Origin of the sequence: Stenotrophomonas sp. G106K1 (assembly GCF_037969685.1) — a bacterium.
Taxonomy (GTDB): domain Bacteria; phylum Pseudomonadota; class Gammaproteobacteria; order Xanthomonadales; family Xanthomonadaceae; genus Stenotrophomonas; species Stenotrophomonas lactitubi.
On record NZ_JBBPFR010000008.1, the window covers coordinates 94,507 to 111,618 of the forward strand.

The window sequence follows — 17,112 nt, forward strand, 5'->3', positions numbered from 1 at the left end:
ATTCATCCATGACCTGCTAACCTGCGGTGATGATTCGACGTTCTCTGGCCTGCATGCTCACCCTCGGCCTGGTCGCCTGTGCGACCCAGCCGACGTCCCCTCCGACTTCGCCCCAGGCCAGCAGTACGCCGCGCCACCCGGCGGCCAAGCCTCAGGGCCCGGCCGAAGCCGCGCCGGAAGCGGCAGCCGCTACGGCTGCGCCGGTCGATCTCACCCCGGTGCCGTTCGAAACCGCGCGCGCCAGGTTCATTGCCGATACCGCCAAGCGTTACGGCCTGAAGCCCGATGAGATCCGCAACGTGCTCGACCAGGCGCAGGTGCGCCAGCCGATCATCGCCGCCATGTCGCGGCCGGCAGAACGGGTCAAGCCGTGGAACGAATACCGGCCGATGTTCATCAGCAAGGCGCGCATCGATGGCGGCAAGGCTTTTCTTGCCCAACATCGCGCTGAACTGGACCGTGTGCAGCAGCGCACCGGTGTGCCGGCTGAAGTGATCGTGGCGATCATCGGTGTGGAAACCAGCTATGGCAAGAACGCCGGCAGCCATCGCGTGCTGGATGCGCTGTATACGCTGGCCTTCTATTACCCGCGCAGTGGCGACCCGGCCAAGCTGGAACGTGAAGTACGCCGCGAGCTGTTCTTCCGCGATGAACTGGCCAAGCTGTTCGAGCTCAGCCGCGAGGAAAAGCTGGACATCACCACGCTCAAGGGCAGCTATGCCGGCGCGATGGGCATGGGCCAGTTCATGCCCTCCAGCTACCTGGATTTCGCGGTGGACGGCAACGGCGATGGTCGCCGTGACCTGTTCACCAGCTACGACGACGTGTTCTCGTCCATCGCCAACTACTTCGTGAAGAAGGGCGGTTGGGTGCGCGGCGGCCAGGTCGCCGTGCCTGCCACGCTCGCTGCCGGCCGCGAAGAATTCAACCCGACCGAGTGGATGCCCACCTGGTCGCTGGCCGATCTGGCCCAGCGCGGCTACCAGCCGAGCGCACCGGTGCAGCCGGGCGCCACCGCTACCCCCATCACGCTTGAAGGCAGCACCGGCAAGCAGTACTGGCTGGGCTTCCAGAACTACTACGCGATCACCCGTTACAACCTCTCGAAGATGTACGCGATGGCCGTGTTCCAGTTGTCGCAGGCCATTGCCGGACAGGAGCTGCCCCCGGCATGAACATCAGATGGCTGGTCCCTGGATTGATCGTCCTCGCGCTGGCCGCCTGCAGCAGCGCGCCGAAGAAACCGGCGACCGCCGGCCACGGTGGCAAGCCGTCCGGTACGGTGGTGCAGGGCAAGGGCGGGCGTCCGGCGCATTGTCCGGAGGGCTCGCCGTACGCGGCCGCCACCGAGGACCTGTCCACCCGTGGCAACTACACCGCCGGTGGCCTGTACAAGCCCGGCGTGAAAGACACCACGCCCAGTTACGTGCCCAACGTAGCCTGCATTCCCGAGCCGTTGGTCACCAATGAAGACCGCTCGGTGATCGGCAACAAATCGCCCTACGTGGTACTGGGCAAGCAGTACAAGGTGCTCGACGACACCCGCAACTACGTCGAGCGTGGCACCGCTTCGTACTACGGCGCCAAGTTCCACGGCCGCCTGACCTCCAACCGCGAGGTCTATGACATGTACCAGTTCACCGCCGCGCACAAGACCTTGCCGCTGCCCAGCTTCGCCCGCGTGACCAACCTGGACAATGGCGAATCGGTGATCGTGCGCGTCAATGATCGTGGTCCGTTCCACGATGGCCGCGTGGTCGATCTCAGCTATGCCGCCGCCGTGCGCCTGGGCATCACCCAGCGCGGTACCGGCAACGTGGAAGTGCGCGCCGTGCAGCCGGGTGAAACCAACCTGATGGCGCAGAAGCCGTCGCGCCGCGAGCGCCGTGCTGCTGAAGCGGCGGCGGCCACCGCTGCCGTCGCCAGCGCACGCCCCGCGCCTGCCGCACGTGTGGTCGCCGACAGTGACATCGATCGCCTGGTCAACCGCCTGCCTGCAGGTGGGGCACCGGCGCGTGGCCAGCCTGCCACCACCCAGGCCGCCGTCAGCACGATGCCGGAGGTGGCGGTCAGCAGCCTGCCGCCCAGCGCGCCCGCGCCGCGTCCCGCAGTGCCGGTCGTGACCACTGCTATGCCGCGCAGCCCGGCCCTGGCCAGCAGTCCCAGCCTGTCGCAGAAGGTAGTGGGCGCGGTGATGCTGCAGGTTGCCAGCTTCTCCAACCGCGACAACGCCAACCGGGCGATGGGCCAGCTCAATGCCGCCGGCATCGTCGGTGCCACCATCAGCGACATCGCTGCCGGTGGTCGTACCCTGTGGCGCCTGCGGGTTCCCGCCAGCGACCATGCCAGCGCGGCGGAACTTGCCGGGCGCATCTCGGGTCTGGGCTTTGGCTCGCCACAGATCGTCAAGGACTGATTCCGCCCGGGCCGGTGCTGCCGGCCCTTGCCACCCCGGCCTTACAATGGCCACCTCGCCCCATCCTTCATTTTCCGGCCGTCCCCTGGAGCCTGCTGTCCCATGAATTTCCGTTCCGCCGCCACTGCCCTGGCCGCCACCCTGGTGGTGGGCCTGGCCTCCGCCCAGACGCCGCTGCCGACCCCGGCCACCCCGACGCCTGCCGCCGCCGCTGCCTCCGCCACCGTGGCCACGCCGCCGGCGCCCGCACCCAGCGTGTCCAAGGCCTGGGTGCTGATGGACTACGCCACCGGCCAGGTGCTGGCAGGTGAGAACATCAACGAACAGCTGGCCCCGGCCAGCATCACCAAGGTGATGACGTCCTACGTGATCGCCGCCGAGGTCAAGAACGGCAAGGTCCGTCCGGACGACCAGGTGATGATGAGCGAACGCGCCTGGCGCGAAGGTGGCGCCGGCACCGACGGCAGCTACAGCGGCTTCCCGGTCAACCAGACTGCACGTCTGGAAGACATGGAAAAGGGCATGGCGGTCCAGTCTGGCAATGACGCCGCGATCGCCCTGGCCGAGCATGTGGCCGGCAGCGAAGAAGCCTTTGCGTCGCTGATGAACAGCTACGCGGCCAAGATCGGCATGAAGAACTCGCACTTCGTCAATGCCCATGGCCTGACCGCCCCGGGCCATCACAGCAGCGCCTACGACCTGGCCCTGCTGGGCCGCGCGATGGTGCGCGATTACCCGGAAACCTACGCGTACAACAAGATCAAGGAATTCCAGGTCGGCACCATCAAGCAGCCGAACCGCAACCTGCTGTTGTGGCGCGATGGCAGCGTGGACGGCATCAAGACCGGCCACACCTCCGAAGCCGGTTACTGCCTGATGAGTTCGGCCCAGCGTGGTGACCAGCGTCTGGTCGCGGTGGTGCTGGGTGGCGCGTCGGAAAAGCAGCGCGCCGATGACAGCCTGGCTTTGTTGAACTGGGGCTTCCGCTTCTTCGAAACCCACCGCCTGTACGAGCCGGGCAAGGCCGTGGCCGAGCACAAGGTCTGGAAGGGCACCGCCGACAAGGTGCAGCTGGGCGTGGCGCAGCCGATGCTGGTCAGCGTGCCGCGCGGTCGCTACAACGACCTGAAGCCGAGCATCGACGTGCCCAAGACCCTGGAAGCGCCGTTCACCGCTGGCCAGCAGATCGGTACCGTCAAGGTCACCCTGGATGGCAAGCTGGTGGCCGAAGCGCCGCTGGTGGCCGTGGCTGCGGTCGAGCAGGCCGGCTTCTTCAAGCGCCTGTGGGACAGCTTCTGGATGTGGTGGGAATCGGAATGATCCGCAGCCTGCTGCAGTGAACGGAAAGGGCCGGCGAATGCCGGCCTTTTCTGTTTCGGGAGCCGGCTCCGCATGAACCCATCCGGATATGCCTGCAGCCGGCCAGCGGCCGGCACTATTCTCAGCCCGATCGCTTACAGCGAACGGCTGACGGTGAAACTCCCAAACACCGGCGACTGGCGCTGGCCATCGAATTCGCGGGTGCTGTGGTAGCGCGCCATCGCGAACTTCCAGCGGCCGCGCATCACTGCGATGCCATAACCGCCTTGGGCAACCACATGACGCTTGTCCACGCTGTGGCTGTTGCGGAAGGTGTTGCCGTCCAGGGTGATGTCGCGGATTACCCACGCCGCATCGGTGGTGGCGAACAGGTGCCACGACCAGCCGGATGGCTTGCCACCTCGGGTCGGCGCGGTGTTCTCGCCTGCCGGGCGCAGCGGGGTGCTGCCGAAATCGTCCGGCAGCTTCCAGCCGAAGCGCACTTCGCCGCCGATGTTCGCCTTGGTTTCCAGGTTGCCGATTGAACCGCCGTAGTGGCTGATCGCATCCCAGCCCCAGCCGTCGGCATTGATGCTGGCATCGCCCGGCCAGCGGCGCATGCGCTCGTGGGTCAGCATGAACACCGGTTCGTTGTGCAGCTGGTTGTCCCAGCCCTTGAACTTTTCATCGCCCAGCACGCTGTGTACGGCGTCCTGCACCTGCTTGCCCTGCGCCCACGGCCCGACCACGCCCAGCGACAGCTGGGTGGTCTGCAGGCGATCGCCACTGCGCGCGTTGAAGCCGAAACTGACCAGCAGCACGCCGGCATACGGCCGGTCATCCTCGATCAGGTCACTGCGGGTCGGGTCGGTGGGGGTGAAGATGCCTTGGGCCACGCTGAAGATCATGTTCTGCTGTTCGAACTTGCCCGGGTGCAGCGCTTCCAGGTGGCTGTTCACCCAGCGCGCCAGGCGCGGCAGGCAGGGGTCATCGGTGTAGTCGACCAGGTTGGGCGAGACCAGGGTCAGCTGGGCGCCATTGGTATAGCCCTGGTCCTGGTGGCGGCCGCCGAACAGGTCGTTGTCGACGCGGAAATTGACCTGCGGCGGATGCTCGCGCATCGCGTCCGGGCCGCATTGTTCGGCCGCCTGGGCGGAGAGGGGGAGGGCGGTGGCCAGCAGGCCGGACAGCCCAAAGGCTGCGAGGTGACGCATGGATGGGATGATCATCGGGAAGGGGGCTTCTGTTTGTCGTTTTATGCAACGACACGTTACTCCCGGCGCAGTGACGGAACGAGCGCGCTGGAATCACTTGTCTGTTCCGAAAACAACATTGTCTGATCGACACAATTGGTTACTGCGGGGGAGGGGCGCGGGGGCCCTGGGAGCCGGGTCCGAGGCTGAATGGATGTTCAGCTGCAACGCAGCGACCCGTCTGCGGTGCCGCCGGCCTTTATGAATACTCTTGGGTTTGTTGCCCTGCGGCCCGATAATGGGCGCATGGAAATCAAGTCCGACAATCCCGAACACGGCTTCCAGTTCCCCGGTCAGTTCGAGCTCAGCGCGATGGGCCCGGCCAACCGCGGCCTGGAGCATGAACTCCCCCGCCTGCTGCTGGCTGCTGGCGTTGACGTGGTGAACGAGCGCATCAGCTGGAAGCATTCGTCCAACGGCAAGTACGTCTCGGTGCGCCTGGTCTTCCGGGCCGAGAACCGCGAACAGTACGACGTGGCCCACCAGGCCCTGCGCGACCACCCGGAAGTGAAGTGGACGGTGTAGCCGTCAGCTGCCCTGCCGAAGCGGCGGCCCCTGAGGCGCGTCCGCCGCGCCCGGCGGTGGTCCGTGACCTGGGGCGCCAGCCCTACGAACCGGTCTGGCACGCCATGCAGCGTTTCACCGACCAGCGCGACGATGACACGCTCGACGAGCTGTGGGTGGTCGAGCACGATCCGGTGTTCACCCTGGGCCAGGCCGGCAAGGTCGAGCACGTGCTGGCGCCGGGCGAGATCCCGGTGGTCCACGTCGATCGCGGCGGCCAGGTGACCTACCACGGCCCCGGCCAGATCGTGATCTACCCGCTGCTGCGCCTGCCGCGGCTGGGTATCGGCGTGCGCGACTACGTGTGCCGCATCGAGCAGGCCATCATCGACACACTGGCCGAGTGGAACATCGGTGCCGAACGGCTCGACGGCGCCCCCGGCGTCTATGTTGGCGGCGCCAAGATCGCCGCGCTCGGCATCCGCGTGCGCCGCGGCTGCACCTTCCATGGCCTGGCCTTCAACGTGGCCATGGACCTTGACCCTTTCCACCGCATCAACCCCTGTGGTTACGAGGGGCTGCAGGTGACCACGGTGCTAGACTTGGGCGGTCCGTCCGGGATGGACGCCGTCAAGCCGGTGCTGCTGGACCACCTGGCCCGCCAGTTCGGCCTGCTGCTGCAGCCCGTGCCTGAACTGCCTGATCTCTCTGCGGCCGCCTGACCGCCCCCGGAAACGCCATGACTGAAACCACTGCCCGCACCATTCCCCTGCAGATCGTGCAGGCCGAGCTTCCGTCCACCGCGCCGTTGCAGGCCGGGGTCAAGCAGATGGGTGGGGACAAGATCAACCGCTCGCCGGTGCAGTTCGCCGACGTGCCGGTGCTGCGCAAGCCCTCCTGGATCCGCGTGCGCATTCCTTCGGGCAATGCCGTGCAGAACCTGAAAGCCAAGCTGCGCGAGAACCGTCTGGTGACCGTGTGCGAAGAGGCCAGCTGCCCGAACATCCACGAATGCTTCGGCCACGGCACCGCCACCTTCATGATCCTGGGCGAGGTCTGCACCCGTCGCTGCTCGTTCTGCGACGTGGCACACGGCCGGCCAAAGCCGCCCGATGCCAACGAGCCGGCCAGCCTCGGCCAGACCGTGGCCGACATGGGCCTGAAGTACGTGGTGGTGACCAGCGTCGACCGCGATGACCTGCGCGATGGTGGTGCCCAGCACTTCGTCGACTGCATCACCGCCATCCGCGAGAAGTCGCCGGGCACCCGCATCGAAGTGTTGACCCCGGACTTCCGCGGCAAGGGCCGCATGGAGCGCGCGCTGGAGATCCTCGCGCAGAACCCGCCGGACGTGTTCAACCACAACATCGAAACCGTGCCGGATCTGTACCGCAACGTGCGCCCGGGTGCCGATTACCAGTGGTCGTTGACCCTGCTGAAGAACTTCAAGGCGCAGCACCCTGACGTGCCGACCAAGTCGGGCATCATGCTGGGCCTGGGCGAGGACTTCGAACAGATCAAGGCCACCATGCGCGACCTGCGTGCACACAACGTGGACATGATCACCATCGGCCAGTACCTGCAGCCGACCGCGCATCACCACCCGGTGCTCAAGTACTGGACGCCGGACGACTACAAGGCGCTGGAAGTCTACGGTTACGAGCTGGGCTTCAGCCACGTGGCCTCCGGCCCGATGGTGCGCTCGTCGTACCACGCCGACGTGCAGGCCAAGGGCGCCGGCGTCCAGTAAGCGGTTGCCGCCGGGCATGGCCCGGCGCTACCCCGTGCGCGCGATGTCGGTAGCGCCGGGCCATGCCCGGCGAGCGCAGCGGCGGCCTTCGCCTGCATTCACAATTTGCTACACCGGCCCCGCTAGGCTGGTTTTCCACCGAACGTGGGCGGGTGACAAACCCGGCAACTTTCGGCACTGTCGTGGTGTCAGAACACCCTGCAGTCTCCCCCTTGGCAAGGCGCCTTCGAGCACGTCAATGAAATTCAAAGCCCCCGCATTCCTGATGGCCCTGGCGCTGGTCGCGCCGCTGGCGCTGGCGGCCAAGGCCGACTCGCCGGCGTTGCCGGCGGCTGCCACCGCAGATCAGGTGACCACCTCCAAGCTGGTGTATGGCCTGTTGTCCGACAGCCGCTACGCCTATCGCCCGCGTGCGCTCGATGAAGCCACCTCCAAGGATGTGTTCAAGCGCTACCTGGAGACACTGGACGGCGGCAAGCAGTACTTCACCCAGGCCGACATCACCCGCTTCGCGCCGTTCCAGGCCGGCATTGCCAATGCCATCCGCGGCGGCGAACTGGAGCCGGCCTTCCAGGTGTTTGCGGTCTACAAGCAGCGCGTCGGCGAGCGTGTGGCCTATGCGCGCAAGCTGCTGAAGCAGGAACCGGATTTCACCACCGACGAGCGCTTCGAGTACGACCGCAAGGACGTGCCGTGGGCAGCGTCCAATGCCGAGCTCGACGAGCTGTGGCGCAAGTCGGTGAAGAATGACTGGCTGCGCCTGAAGCTGGCCGGCAAGAAGTCCGATGACATCCGCAAGACGCTGGACAAGCGTTACGCCACCCTGGAAAAGTCGGTCAACGAGCTGAAGGGCGAAGACACCTTCCAGTTCTTCATGAACGCCTATACCAGCGCGGTTGATCCGCACACCGATTACTTCACTCCGCGTACCGCCGAGAACTTCAACCAGGCGATGTCGCTGTCGCTGGAAGGCATCGGTGCGCAGCTGCAGCGCCAGGACGATGTGGTGGTGATCCGCGAGATCATCGCCGGTGGTCCGGCGGCCGTGGACGGCACGCTGAAGCCGGGTGACCGCATCGTCGGTGTCGGCCAGGGCAAGTCCGGGCTGGTGGAAGATGTGATCGGCTGGCGCATCGATGATGTGGTGGCCAAGATCCGTGGCGCCAAGGACACCGACGTCAAGCTGGAATTCATTCCTGCCGAAGCGGGCGTCGACGGCAAGCATCACACCCTGGTGTTGACCCGGCAGAAGGTGCGCCTGGCCGAACAGGCCGCCAAGGGCGAGACCATGACCATCCCGGCCGCCAATGGCGAGCCGGCGCGCAAGGTCGGTGTGATCAAGCTGCCGACTTTCTACCAGGACTTCGAAGGCCGTCGTCGCAACGCCGCCGACTATGCGTCGGCCACCCGCGACGTGGCCAAGCTGCTGGCTGGTTTCAAGACCGACAAGCTGGACGGCGTGGTGCTGGACCTGCGCAACAACGGTGGTGGTTCGCTGGATGAAGCCATCGAGCTGACCGGTCTGTTCATCGAACAGGGTCCGGTGGTGCAGGTGCGCGAATCCGGTGGCCGTGTCACCGTCAACAGCGACCGCAACCAGGGCGTGGCATGGGACGGTCCGCTGGCGGTGCTGATCAACCGTGGTTCGGCGTCGGCGTCTGAAATCTTCGCCGGTGCCATCCAGGACTACGGTCGTGGCCTGGTCATCGGTGAAACCAGCTTCGGAAAAGGCACCGTGCAGAACATCGTCGACCTGGACCGTTGGCCGAGTGGCGAAGCCCAGCGCTTTGGCCAGGTGAAGCTGACCATCGCCCAGTTCTTCCGCATCAGCGGCAGCAGCACCCAGCACAAGGGTGTGGTGCCGGACCTGGCGTTCCCGGCCAGCGTCGATGCCACCGAGTTCGGCGAGAGCACCTACGACAACGCGCTGCCGTGGACCCGTATCGCCGCGGTGCCGCACACCCAGTACGGCAACTTCGCGCCGCTGCTGCCGAAGCTGGAAACGCGCCACGACTCGCGTATCGCCACCGACAAGGAGTTCCAGTGGTGGAACGAGGACGTGGAGCAGTTCCGTACCGAAGCAGCCAAGAAGTACGTCTCGCTGAATGAAGCAACCCGTCGTGCCGAGCGCGAGCGCCAGGACGCCCAGCGCAAGCAGCGCCAGATCGTGCGCAAGGAACTGGGCCTGGCCCTGGACCCGCTGGCCGATGACAGCAGCGATGATGGCCTGACCGGCAATGAGCGCGACATCGTCAAGGATGCCGCGCGCGAGAAGGCCGCCGAGAAGCGCCCGGACCCCCTGCTGCGTGAATCGGCCTCGATCCTGGCCGACGCGGTGAACCTGCTGGAGGCCGACCGTCCGCTGTCGGCACAGGTGCTGCCGCAGTCCACCGCCGCAGGCCGCTGGGCCGACTGATTGACTGAAAAAGGGGGCGGAGGGATCAAGTCGTTTGTGGCACTAGCGACTTGATCCCCTCCGTCCCCTTTTTGCATGAACCGGGAACAACGGCGAGGGAGGGGGCCGGTGTTTTCGACCCGGTGCACACGGACAGGGGGCTACCCTCGGGGTTACCGTCTTCGCTGGAGTACCCATGCGGGCCTCCCTTCTTTCTGCTTCCCTGCTGGCCGCCACCAGTGCCCTGGCATTGACCGCCTGTGGTGGTCGTGCCGCCGACAGCACAGTGCTGCGCGAGTCTTTCGATTCAGGGGATACGTTCTCGCGCACCGTCGATGGGCGTCCGGCCGACGCCTGCGAGGCGGCACGGCGCACGCTGCTCAGCCAGGGCTATGCCATCGCACGGTCGGACGACGCGCAGGTGGAAGGCAACAAGAATTTCCAGCCGCGCGAAGATGACCACGAACAACTGGTGCTGCGCATCTCGTGCGCGCCGCGTGGCAGCCAGGCGCTGGTGTTCGTCAGCGCCGTGCAGGACCGCTATGCGCTGAAGAAGAGCCCGACCTCGGCCAGTGTCGGTGTGGGCGCGCTGGGCTCGGTGTCGCTGCCATTCGGCAGCAATGACGACTCGCTGGTGAAAGTGGCCAGCAGCACGATTACCGATGCCGAGTTCTATCGGCGCTTCTTCCAGCGCCTGCAGCAGTACCTTCCGGCCGCCGCGAAAGCAGAACCGCAACCGGCCGCGCCGCCGCCGACCCCTGCCGGGCCTCAGCCCGAATCAGCGCCGGCAGCAACGGACCAGGGCTGAACGTGCGCGGCAGGGGGATGGCATGTGCCCTGCTGCTGGGCTGGCCCCTGAGCGCGCTGGCCGCTACGGCCGAGTGTACCCAGGGCCTGCTGCAGCGGCTGGGGTGGCGCTTTGAAACCGCAGCGATCACCGCGCCGCAGGTACAGGGTGGGCCGGTGTGCACGCGTGCCTCGCTGGCCGAGGCGCAGGCAGCCGGTGATCTGCGCGTGCGTTGGCCGGATACGCTGGCTGACGCCGATCGGCAGGCCCTGTTGCAGCAGCTGCTGGACGACCCGGCCACGGTCTGTGCCTACGCCTTTGAACTGGGCGTGGCCGTACAACGTGCCACGCAGGCATTGCAGGACAACGAGACCTTCCGCTTTACCGGTGTGCAGCTGGGCTGGATCGGCTTCGGCGCACGCGGTGCCCCGGCACAGGGATGGCAGCGGGTGCGCAGCTTCGGCCGCGGCTATGTACCGGCCGCCAGCAACAGCCGCGCACTGGATGCGTTCTACACCGGGCACGTGCGCGCCGAGTGCGGTGTCGGCCGTCAGGTCGCGCAGCTGGCCACGCAGCGCGAGCTGTACGGCGATGCGGCCTTCGATGCGGAATTCGCGCCGGGGGAGCTGTCCATCGGCACCTTCCTTGGTCTGCACGACACCGACAGCATCCTGCTGGGCGCACAGGCCGGCCAGTTCCTGGCCGACGGCAAGGCCGTGCGCACGTCGGCGATGGGGCGGCAGGCATTCGTCGGATTGCCCGGCTTCATCGAACACGTATTCGACAAAGGCACGCTGGACGATCTCAGCAACCAGGCGGAGAACTTCGTCGTGGTGGAGGTGGGCGAGGGTGCCGCGCAGGCGCTGGCCGCGCACGGGGGGCTGGCCTGGTACGACCAGCGCAATCGTGCCCTGTGGCAGTTGGCGCAGGGCATTCCGCGTGTCGGCCAGCGCTATTTCGAGCGGCTGCTGTACGAGCGCGATCCGGTGCTGCGTGAGCAGTTGGCCCCGCGCTATCGCGACCTCGTGCAGCAGATGGAACAGTTGCTGGACGATGCGTTCTACCAGCGGTTCGTGATCTACGTGCACCCACGCGGTATACGTCCTGTCGGCTATCACATCATCCGCCTGCTCGACCGCAATCCTCGCACGCCGTTTTCCATCGACCTGGCGTTGCACAATCTGCATACCACGCTCTACCGGCGTTGGCGCGAGGCGCAGCTGCGCCACTGCGCAGCCACCGGCAGGCCAGGCAGCCTGACCCTAGACCCCAACTGAAGGTGAAACAATGGATATTGCAATGATCGGCCTCGGCCGCATGGGCGCCAACATGGCCCAGCGCCTGCACCGCGGTGGCCACCGCGTGGTCGGCTACGACCCGGGCGAGGGCGCCCGCCAGCGCGCCGCCGAGGCCGGCCTGGAGGTGGTTGATTCGCTGGCCGCCGCAGTGGCCGCGCTGCCGGTGCCGCGCGTGGTGTGGCTGATGGTGCCGGCCGGCGAGGCCGTGGACCAGACGCTGGGCCAGTTGACCCCGCACCTGGCCGAAGGAGACGTCGTCATCGACGGTGGCAACTCCAACTACCAGGACTCGATCCGTCGCGCCAAGGCGCTGGCCGAAGATGACCTGGGCTACGTGGACTGTGGCACCAGCGGCGGCGTGTGGGGGCTGCAGGAAGGCTACAGCCTGATGGTGGGTGGCGATGCAGCGGTGGTCGAACAGATCGCACCGCTGCTGCGCACGTTGGCACCGGCCGAGGATCGCGGCTGGGCGCGCGTCGGCCCGTCCGGCGCAGGCCACTTCACCAAGATGGTTCACAATGGCATCGAATACGGAATGATGCAGGCCTACGCCGAAGGCTTCGCGCTGATGGAGCGCAAGCAGGAGATGGAACTGGACCTGGCGCAGGTGGCCGAGGTGTGGCGCCACGGCAGTGTGGTGCGTTCGTGGCTGCTGGACCTCAGCACCGAAGCACTCAAGCGCAACCCCTCGCTGGATGGCATCGCACCGTACGTGGAGGATTCCGGCGAAGGCCGCTGGACCGTCGCCGAAGCGATTGCGCTGGACGTACCGGCACCGGTGATCACCCTGTCGCTGCTCGAACGCCTGCGTTCGCGCGAATCGAACTCGTTCACCGACCGCCTGCTGTCAGCGATGCGCAACGAATTCGGCGGCCACGCCATCAAGAAGTCGTAAGTACCGGTTTGATGTAGATCCACGCACGGCGTGGATCTACCGTGTCGACCAAGGTCGACACCCACCAAGAGCAGGCAATGCCGTGTCGACCAAGGTCGACACCCACCAAGAGCAGGCAATGCCGTGTCGACCAAGGTCGACACCCACCAAGAGCAGGCAATGCCGTGTCGACCAAGGTCGACACCCACCAAGAGCAGCCAATGCCGTGTCGACCAAGGTCGACATCCACCAACAGCCGCGTGAACCTGTCGAAGGCGGGGTGGGGCCGGTTGCGGGGGTGTCCGCGGCATGGATGCCGCGGCCAAGCCTCCATGGACGGATTCACGGCGTCCCCCGCAACCGGACCCACCCCGCCATCCCTCGGCAGCCCAGCGTTTGCCGTTGCTCTTGCTGTTGCTGTTGCTGTTGCATCGGCAGGTGCAGGGCGCAGCCCTGCCGATCACCCCAGCCGCACCCGCCGCCCTTCGCGCGCGCTGTCCATCCCCGCCTGCAGCAACAGCATCACCTGCAGCGCCTGCTGCGCGCTTACCGTCGGCTCACCCTCACCCTGCATCGCCGCTGCGAAGTCGGCATACAGGCGCCGGTAATCACCGGGCAGGTTGTCCACGGTGCTGCGCTGCACGTTGTCCTCCGCATCGCAGTGCAGCAGTTCGCCGTGGCGCGGATCGATGCCCCATCCCGGCGCGCCTGGCGCAACGCAGCGACGCAGCTGCGCCTCCTGCACGTCCAGGCCATGCTTGATCCAGCTGGCCTGCGTGCCATGCACGGCGAAACGGGGTGCAGGCGCAGCGACCAGTGAACCGGCATGCACGATCGCGCGATGGCGCGGGTAATGCAGTACCGCGTGGAAATAGTCGACGCCGCTGCCGCCTTCGCGCTGCACCGCAAGGTCCGCGTCGATCGCCTGCGGACAGCCGAACAGTACCAGCATCTGGTCCAGCAGGTGCGGCCCCAGGTCGTACCACAGGCCGCTGCCCGGCCCATCCTGCTCGCGCCAGCGTTCGCGCACCTGCGGGCGGTAGCGGTCGAAATGGGCGTGGCATTCGGCGATGTCACCGAGCGTGCCGTTGGCAAGCAGTGCCTGCAGGGTCAGGAAGTCCGCATCGAAGCGCCGGTTCTGGAACACGGTGGCGATGCGTCCGGCGCTGCGCGCTGCAGCCAGTACCTGCTCGGCTTCGTCCACGTTCACCGCGAACGGTTTGTCCACCAGCACATGCTTGCCGGCGGCCAGCGCGGCGATGGCCAACGGCGCGTGCTGTTCGTTCGGGGTGGCGATGACCACCGCATCCACCGCAGGGTCATCGAAGACTTCCTGCGCGGTAGCGCGTACGTGGACGTCGCTGAAGGTGCGCAGCAGCGTATCGCGCTGCGAACTGACGACGCTGTGCAGGGCCAGCCCCGGCGTGTGCTGGATCAGCGGGGCGTGGAAGACGCGGCCGGCAAGGCCGTAGCCGATCAGGGCCAGTTGCAGCTCAGGGCGCATGGGAGGACTCCGCGCAGATCGTGAAGTGCAGGACAGGAACCTCAGGGTAAACGAGATGACTACGCGCCCGGAAGCTGAACCATTCCCGCTGCGGGTGCGCCCATTCACGTGAGCATGACCGCAGCGCCACGCCTGCACTACAAGCACTTGGCGACACTGGGCACACCAACCAGTAGGAGAATCAAACGATGAGCACCACGACCCGTATGCTGTTGGCTTCCGCCCTCACCCTGGGCCTGGCGCTGTCCTCCTCGGCCGCATTCGCCCAGGACGCCGCAGCGAAGAGCCCGCCGAAAACCGATCATTCGGCGATGACCCATGCAGACCGCCATGATTCCAACGAGCCGGTCACCGACAGCTGGATCACCACCAAGGTCAAGGCCGATCTGCTCGCCAGCAGCAATGTGCCGGGTACCGAAATAAAGGTGGAGACGGTCAATGGCGTGGTCAGCCTGAGTGGCACCGTTGCCACCAAGGCCGAGCATGACAAGGCCATCGCCACCGCCAAGGGCATCAAGGGCGTGACCCGCGTTGATGCCGCCGCGCTGAAGGTCAGTGCCGCCAAGCGTTGATCGACACCGCAGGTTGCCAGCAGGGGCGCTCCCACGGGGGCGCCCCTGTTTTGTGGTGTGGGGCCTGCTCGTCGCGTGCTGGTGGGCGGCCCGCCTGATGAACCGATTACCCCAGAGATGTGACCGGCTGCGCTATATTGCCGGTTCCGCCGTGGCTGATCCTGCCCGGATCGCACTCCCCGGCTGAGCTGACGAGGAACTATGGCGCTGGTTTTCAGTGATGACATCTGGGATCGCTGGCGACTGCCTGCTTTGGCACTGGCAGCGGCAGCCATCATCGTGGTCCCGTGGTTGACCCTGCGCAAACTGCAGCAGGACAACGAGCTGGCCATGGGCTGGGTGACCCATACCCAGCAGGTGACCGTGGCCCTGCAGCAGCTGCAGACCGACGTGCGCGACATCGAATCTGCTGCGTTGACGCTGTCCAAAGGTGTGGATGCGCCAGGCCTGCGCGAGCGCATGGCCAAGGCCAACGATATCCCCGAGCGGTTGGCCGAACTGGGCCGGATGACCCGCGACAATCCCGACCAGCTGATCCGCATAGGCCGCATCCAGTCGATGCTGGAAGGTCGTATGGGGGTTGCGCGTGAGCTGGCGAAGTCTGAACCCAACAGCGACCAGCGCGAGCTGGTGCAGGACCTGAGCACGCGCTACCCGATCCGCGGCCTGGTGGAAGAACTGCAGGCCAGCGAGGAAGCGCTGCTGGCCCGGCGCGCCGCCCAGGCGGAGCGACAGAAGCGGCAGACCAACTTCGTCTCGTGGAGCTCGCTGCTGGTGCAGCTGGCACTGCTCGGTCTGGTGCTGTGGCTGCTGCAACGACAGATTGGCCGCCGCCTGCAGGCTGAGCGACAGTCGCAGCGCGCCGCTGCGCGCGCGGCGTCGGTGCTGCAGACCGTGCGTGAACCGATCGTGCTGTTGGATCGCGAGCTGCGCGTACAGCTGCACAATCCCGCGTTCTCCGAGTTGTACGGGCTGCAGGATGAGCGCGCCGATGGCCTGCTGCTGGAAAACGTAGGCGAGGGCGCATGGCGTGACCCGGTGATTCGCCAGCGTCTGGCCGATGTGTTGCTGCGCGGCCGTGAACTGTGGGATTTCGAACACGAACAACGCGCCGCCGACGGCATGTCCCGTTACATGCTGCTCAACGCGCGGCGCATGCCGCTGCCTGACACCGACGATGAAGTGGTGCTGCTGACCATCAGCGATGTGACCGTGCAGCGTGCGGTGCAGACACGTGTTGAAGAATTGAACCGTCAGCTGGAAGGCAAAGTTGCCCAGGTCTCGGAGGTCAACCGCGAGCTGGAAGCGTTCAGCTACTCGGTGTCGCACGACCTGCGTGCGCCGCTGCGCCATGTCGCCGGTTTCTCGGACAAGCTGTCGCGCCATCTGGGCGAGGCGGCCGACGAGAAGAGCCAGCACTACCTGGGGGTGATCTCCGGTTCAGCGCGGCGCATGGCCACGTTGATTGATGACCTGCTGGTCTATTCGCGGCTGGGCCGCGCAGCGATGCGCCAACAGACCGTGGACATGCAGTCGCTGGTGGCCGATACGCGCGCGATGCTCGATGCGAACGTGCAGAGCGAAGCCGAGAGCAGCGGCCATGCCCATCAGGTGGAGTGGAGCATCGCGCCGCTGCCGATCGTGGTGGGCGACGAAAACATGCTGCGCCAGGTCTGGCTGAACCTGCTGGGCAACGCGGTGAAGTATTCGGCCAACCGCGAGCCGGCGAAGGTCCGCGTGGACTACCAGCAGCAGCCCGATGGCGGTCATCAGTTCACGGTCAGCGACAATGGTGCAGGCTTTGACATGGCCTACGCCGGCAAGCTGTTCGGTGTATTCCAGCGCCTGCACAAGGCCAGCGACTACCCCGGCACCGGTATCGGCCTGGCCAGCGTACGCAGGGTGCTGACCCGCCACGGCGGCCGCATCTGGGCCGAAGCCGCACCGGATGCTGGCGCCACCTTCCACTTCTACCTTCCCCCCGTGCTCGACGCGGACAAACAGGGCCCCATCGCATGACGACGCTGCGCACCATCCTCCTTGCCGAAGACAGCCCGGCCGACGCCGAAATGGCGATCGATGCGCTGCAGGAAGCACGCCTGGCCAATCCCATCGTGCACGTTGAAGACGGCGTGGAAGTGATGGATTACCTGCTGCGCCGTGGCGCCTTCGCCAGCCGCGAGGAAGGCCTGCCGGCGGTGCTGCTGCTGGACATCAAGATGCCGCGCATGGACGGCCTGGAAGTGCTGCGGCAGATCCGCGAACACGATGAGCTGAAGCGGTTGCCGGTGGTGATCCTGTCCTCCTCGCGCGAGGAAAGCGACCTGGCCCGCAGCTGGGACATGGGCGTGAACGCGTACGTGGTCAAGCCGGTGGACGTGGACCAGTTCTTCGGTGCCGTGCAGACCCTGGGCAAGTTCTGGGCACTGATCAACCAGGCTCCGGAGATCGAGTAGGCCC

The 17,112-nt window shown here is 66.3% G+C and carries 15 protein-coding genes; 13 read left to right on the plus strand and 2 right to left on the minus strand.

The features are described 5' to 3' along the window. Positions 1–29: 29 nt before the first annotated feature. The 3 genes from mltB (at position 30) to WKB25_RS09825 (ending at position 3,736) form a co-directional block, all read left to right on the plus strand. Entirely contained in the window at positions 30–1,175 is a 1,146-nt protein-coding gene (gene mltB / locus WKB25_RS09815) for a lytic murein transglycosylase B (protein ID WP_340570249.1), read from the plus strand. Continuing rightward, the gene (locus tag WKB25_RS09820) at positions 1,172–2,416 is read left to right on the plus strand and encodes a septal ring lytic transglycosylase RlpA family protein (RefSeq protein ID WP_340570250.1); all 1,245 of its coding nucleotides are present in this window, start codon (positions 1,172–1,174) and stop codon (positions 2,414–2,416) included. The genes mltB and WKB25_RS09820 overlap by 4 nt, the downstream gene beginning before the upstream one ends. A gap of 102 nt (positions 2,417–2,518) precedes the next feature. Beyond that, a complete protein-coding gene (locus WKB25_RS09825; protein ID WP_340570252.1) occupies positions 2,519–3,736 on the plus strand; it encodes a D-alanyl-D-alanine carboxypeptidase family protein in 1,218 nt (405 codons plus the stop codon). 134 nt (positions 3,737–3,870) lie between these two features. Here WKB25_RS09825 and WKB25_RS09830 read toward each other — a convergent pair whose 3' ends face one another. Then, on the minus strand, positions 3,871–4,944 hold the full coding sequence (locus WKB25_RS09830; protein WP_089236932.1) for a lipid A deacylase LpxR family protein: 1,074 nt from the start codon (positions 4,942–4,944) through the stop codon (positions 3,871–3,873). 270 nt (positions 4,945–5,214) lie between these two features. Between WKB25_RS09830 and WKB25_RS09835 the strand changes: the two genes are divergently transcribed. The 7 genes from WKB25_RS09835 (at position 5,215) to gnd (ending at position 12,597) form a co-directional block, all read left to right on the plus strand. After that, entirely contained in the window at positions 5,215–5,493 is a 279-nt protein-coding gene (locus WKB25_RS09835) for a YbeD family protein (RefSeq protein ID WP_032975372.1), read from the plus strand. Between the two features lie 56 nt (positions 5,494–5,549). Further along, positions 5,550–6,194: a lipoyl(octanoyl) transferase LipB gene (gene lipB, locus WKB25_RS09840; protein ID WP_236511563.1), complete on the plus strand. Its 645-nt coding sequence runs from the start codon at positions 5,550–5,552 to the stop codon at positions 6,192–6,194. Positions 6,195–6,211: 17 nt separating this feature from the next. Beyond that, on the plus strand, positions 6,212–7,222 hold the full coding sequence (lipA, locus tag WKB25_RS09845; protein WP_340570256.1) for a lipoyl synthase: 1,011 nt from the start codon (positions 6,212–6,214) through the stop codon (positions 7,220–7,222). A gap of 238 nt (positions 7,223–7,460) precedes the next feature. Beyond that, entirely contained in the window at positions 7,461–9,638 is a 2,178-nt protein-coding gene (locus tag WKB25_RS09850) for a carboxy terminal-processing peptidase (RefSeq protein ID WP_340570257.1), read from the plus strand. 175 nt (positions 9,639–9,813) lie between these two features. Then, on the plus strand, positions 9,814–10,425 hold the full coding sequence (locus WKB25_RS09855; protein ID WP_340570258.1) for a DUF2242 domain-containing protein: 612 nt from the start codon (positions 9,814–9,816) through the stop codon (positions 10,423–10,425). 17 nt (positions 10,426–10,442) lie between these two features. Next, positions 10,443–11,681, plus strand: coding sequence for a hypothetical protein (locus WKB25_RS09860; protein WP_340570259.1), 1,239 nt, complete (start codon positions 10,443–10,445; stop codon positions 11,679–11,681). A 10-nt stretch (positions 11,682–11,691) separates the two neighbouring features. Further along, positions 11,692–12,597: a phosphogluconate dehydrogenase (NAD(+)-dependent, decarboxylating) gene (gnd, locus tag WKB25_RS09865; protein WP_340570260.1), complete on the plus strand. Its 906-nt coding sequence runs from the start codon at positions 11,692–11,694 to the stop codon at positions 12,595–12,597. A 439-nt stretch (positions 12,598–13,036) separates the two neighbouring features. On the opposite strand, the gene WKB25_RS09870 is transcribed toward gnd, so the two are convergent. After that, on the minus strand, positions 13,037–14,080 hold the full coding sequence (locus tag WKB25_RS09870; protein WP_340570261.1) for an oxidoreductase: 1,044 nt from the start codon (positions 14,078–14,080) through the stop codon (positions 13,037–13,039). 188 nt (positions 14,081–14,268) lie between these two features. Between WKB25_RS09870 and WKB25_RS09875 the strand changes: the two genes are divergently transcribed. The 3 genes from WKB25_RS09875 to WKB25_RS09885 all read left to right on the plus strand — a co-directional run bounded on the left by WKB25_RS09875 (position 14,269) and on the right by WKB25_RS09885 (position 17,108). After that, positions 14,269–14,652, plus strand: a complete 384-nt coding sequence (locus WKB25_RS09875; protein ID WP_340570262.1) for a BON domain-containing protein — start codon at positions 14,269–14,271, stop codon at positions 14,650–14,652. A gap of 201 nt (positions 14,653–14,853) precedes the next feature. Beyond that, positions 14,854–16,671 (plus strand): ATP-binding protein, encoded by a 1,818-nt coding sequence (locus WKB25_RS09880; RefSeq protein WP_340570263.1) that lies wholly within the window; start codon positions 14,854–14,856, stop codon positions 16,669–16,671. Further along, on the plus strand, positions 16,668–17,108 hold the full coding sequence (locus WKB25_RS09885; protein ID WP_025878695.1) for a response regulator: 441 nt from the start codon (positions 16,668–16,670) through the stop codon (positions 17,106–17,108). Before WKB25_RS09880 ends, WKB25_RS09885 begins: the two co-directional genes overlap by 4 nt. Positions 17,109–17,112 lie beyond the last annotated feature (4 nt).

Bases quoted from the DNA above. Each gene is read 5' to 3' on its own strand.
- lipA (WP_340570256.1), top strand. From the start codon at position 6,212: ATGACTGAAACCACTGCCCGCACCATTCCCCTGCAGATCGTGCAGGCC.
- WKB25_RS09835 (WP_032975372.1), top strand. From the start codon at position 5,215: ATGGAAATCAAGTCCGACAATCCCGAACACGGCTTCCAGTTCCCCGGT.
- gnd (WP_340570260.1), top strand. From the start codon at position 11,692: ATGGATATTGCAATGATCGGCCTCGGCCGCATGGGCGCCAACATGGCC.
- WKB25_RS09860 (WP_340570259.1), top strand. From the start codon at position 10,443: ATGGCATGTGCCCTGCTGCTGGGCTGGCCCCTGAGCGCGCTGGCCGCT.
- WKB25_RS09870 (WP_340570261.1), bottom strand. From the start codon at position 14,080: ATGCGCCCTGAGCTGCAACTGGCCCTGATCGGCTACGGCCTTGCCGGC.
- WKB25_RS09880 (WP_340570263.1), top strand. From the start codon at position 14,854: ATGGCGCTGGTTTTCAGTGATGACATCTGGGATCGCTGGCGACTGCCT.
- mltB (WP_340570249.1), top strand. From the start codon at position 30: ATGATTCGACGTTCTCTGGCCTGCATGCTCACCCTCGGCCTGGTCGCC.
- WKB25_RS09885 (WP_025878695.1), top strand. From the start codon at position 16,668: ATGACGACGCTGCGCACCATCCTCCTTGCCGAAGACAGCCCGGCCGAC.
- WKB25_RS09830 (WP_089236932.1), bottom strand. From the start codon at position 4,944: ATGATCATCCCATCCATGCGTCACCTCGCAGCCTTTGGGCTGTCCGGC.
- WKB25_RS09855 (WP_340570258.1), top strand. From the start codon at position 9,814: ATGCGGGCCTCCCTTCTTTCTGCTTCCCTGCTGGCCGCCACCAGTGCC.
- WKB25_RS09825 (WP_340570252.1), top strand. From the start codon at position 2,519: ATGAATTTCCGTTCCGCCGCCACTGCCCTGGCCGCCACCCTGGTGGTG.
- WKB25_RS09820 (WP_340570250.1), top strand. From the start codon at position 1,172: ATGAACATCAGATGGCTGGTCCCTGGATTGATCGTCCTCGCGCTGGCC.
- WKB25_RS09875 (WP_340570262.1), top strand. From the start codon at position 14,269: ATGAGCACCACGACCCGTATGCTGTTGGCTTCCGCCCTCACCCTGGGC.
- WKB25_RS09850 (WP_340570257.1), top strand. From the start codon at position 7,461: ATGAAATTCAAAGCCCCCGCATTCCTGATGGCCCTGGCGCTGGTCGCG.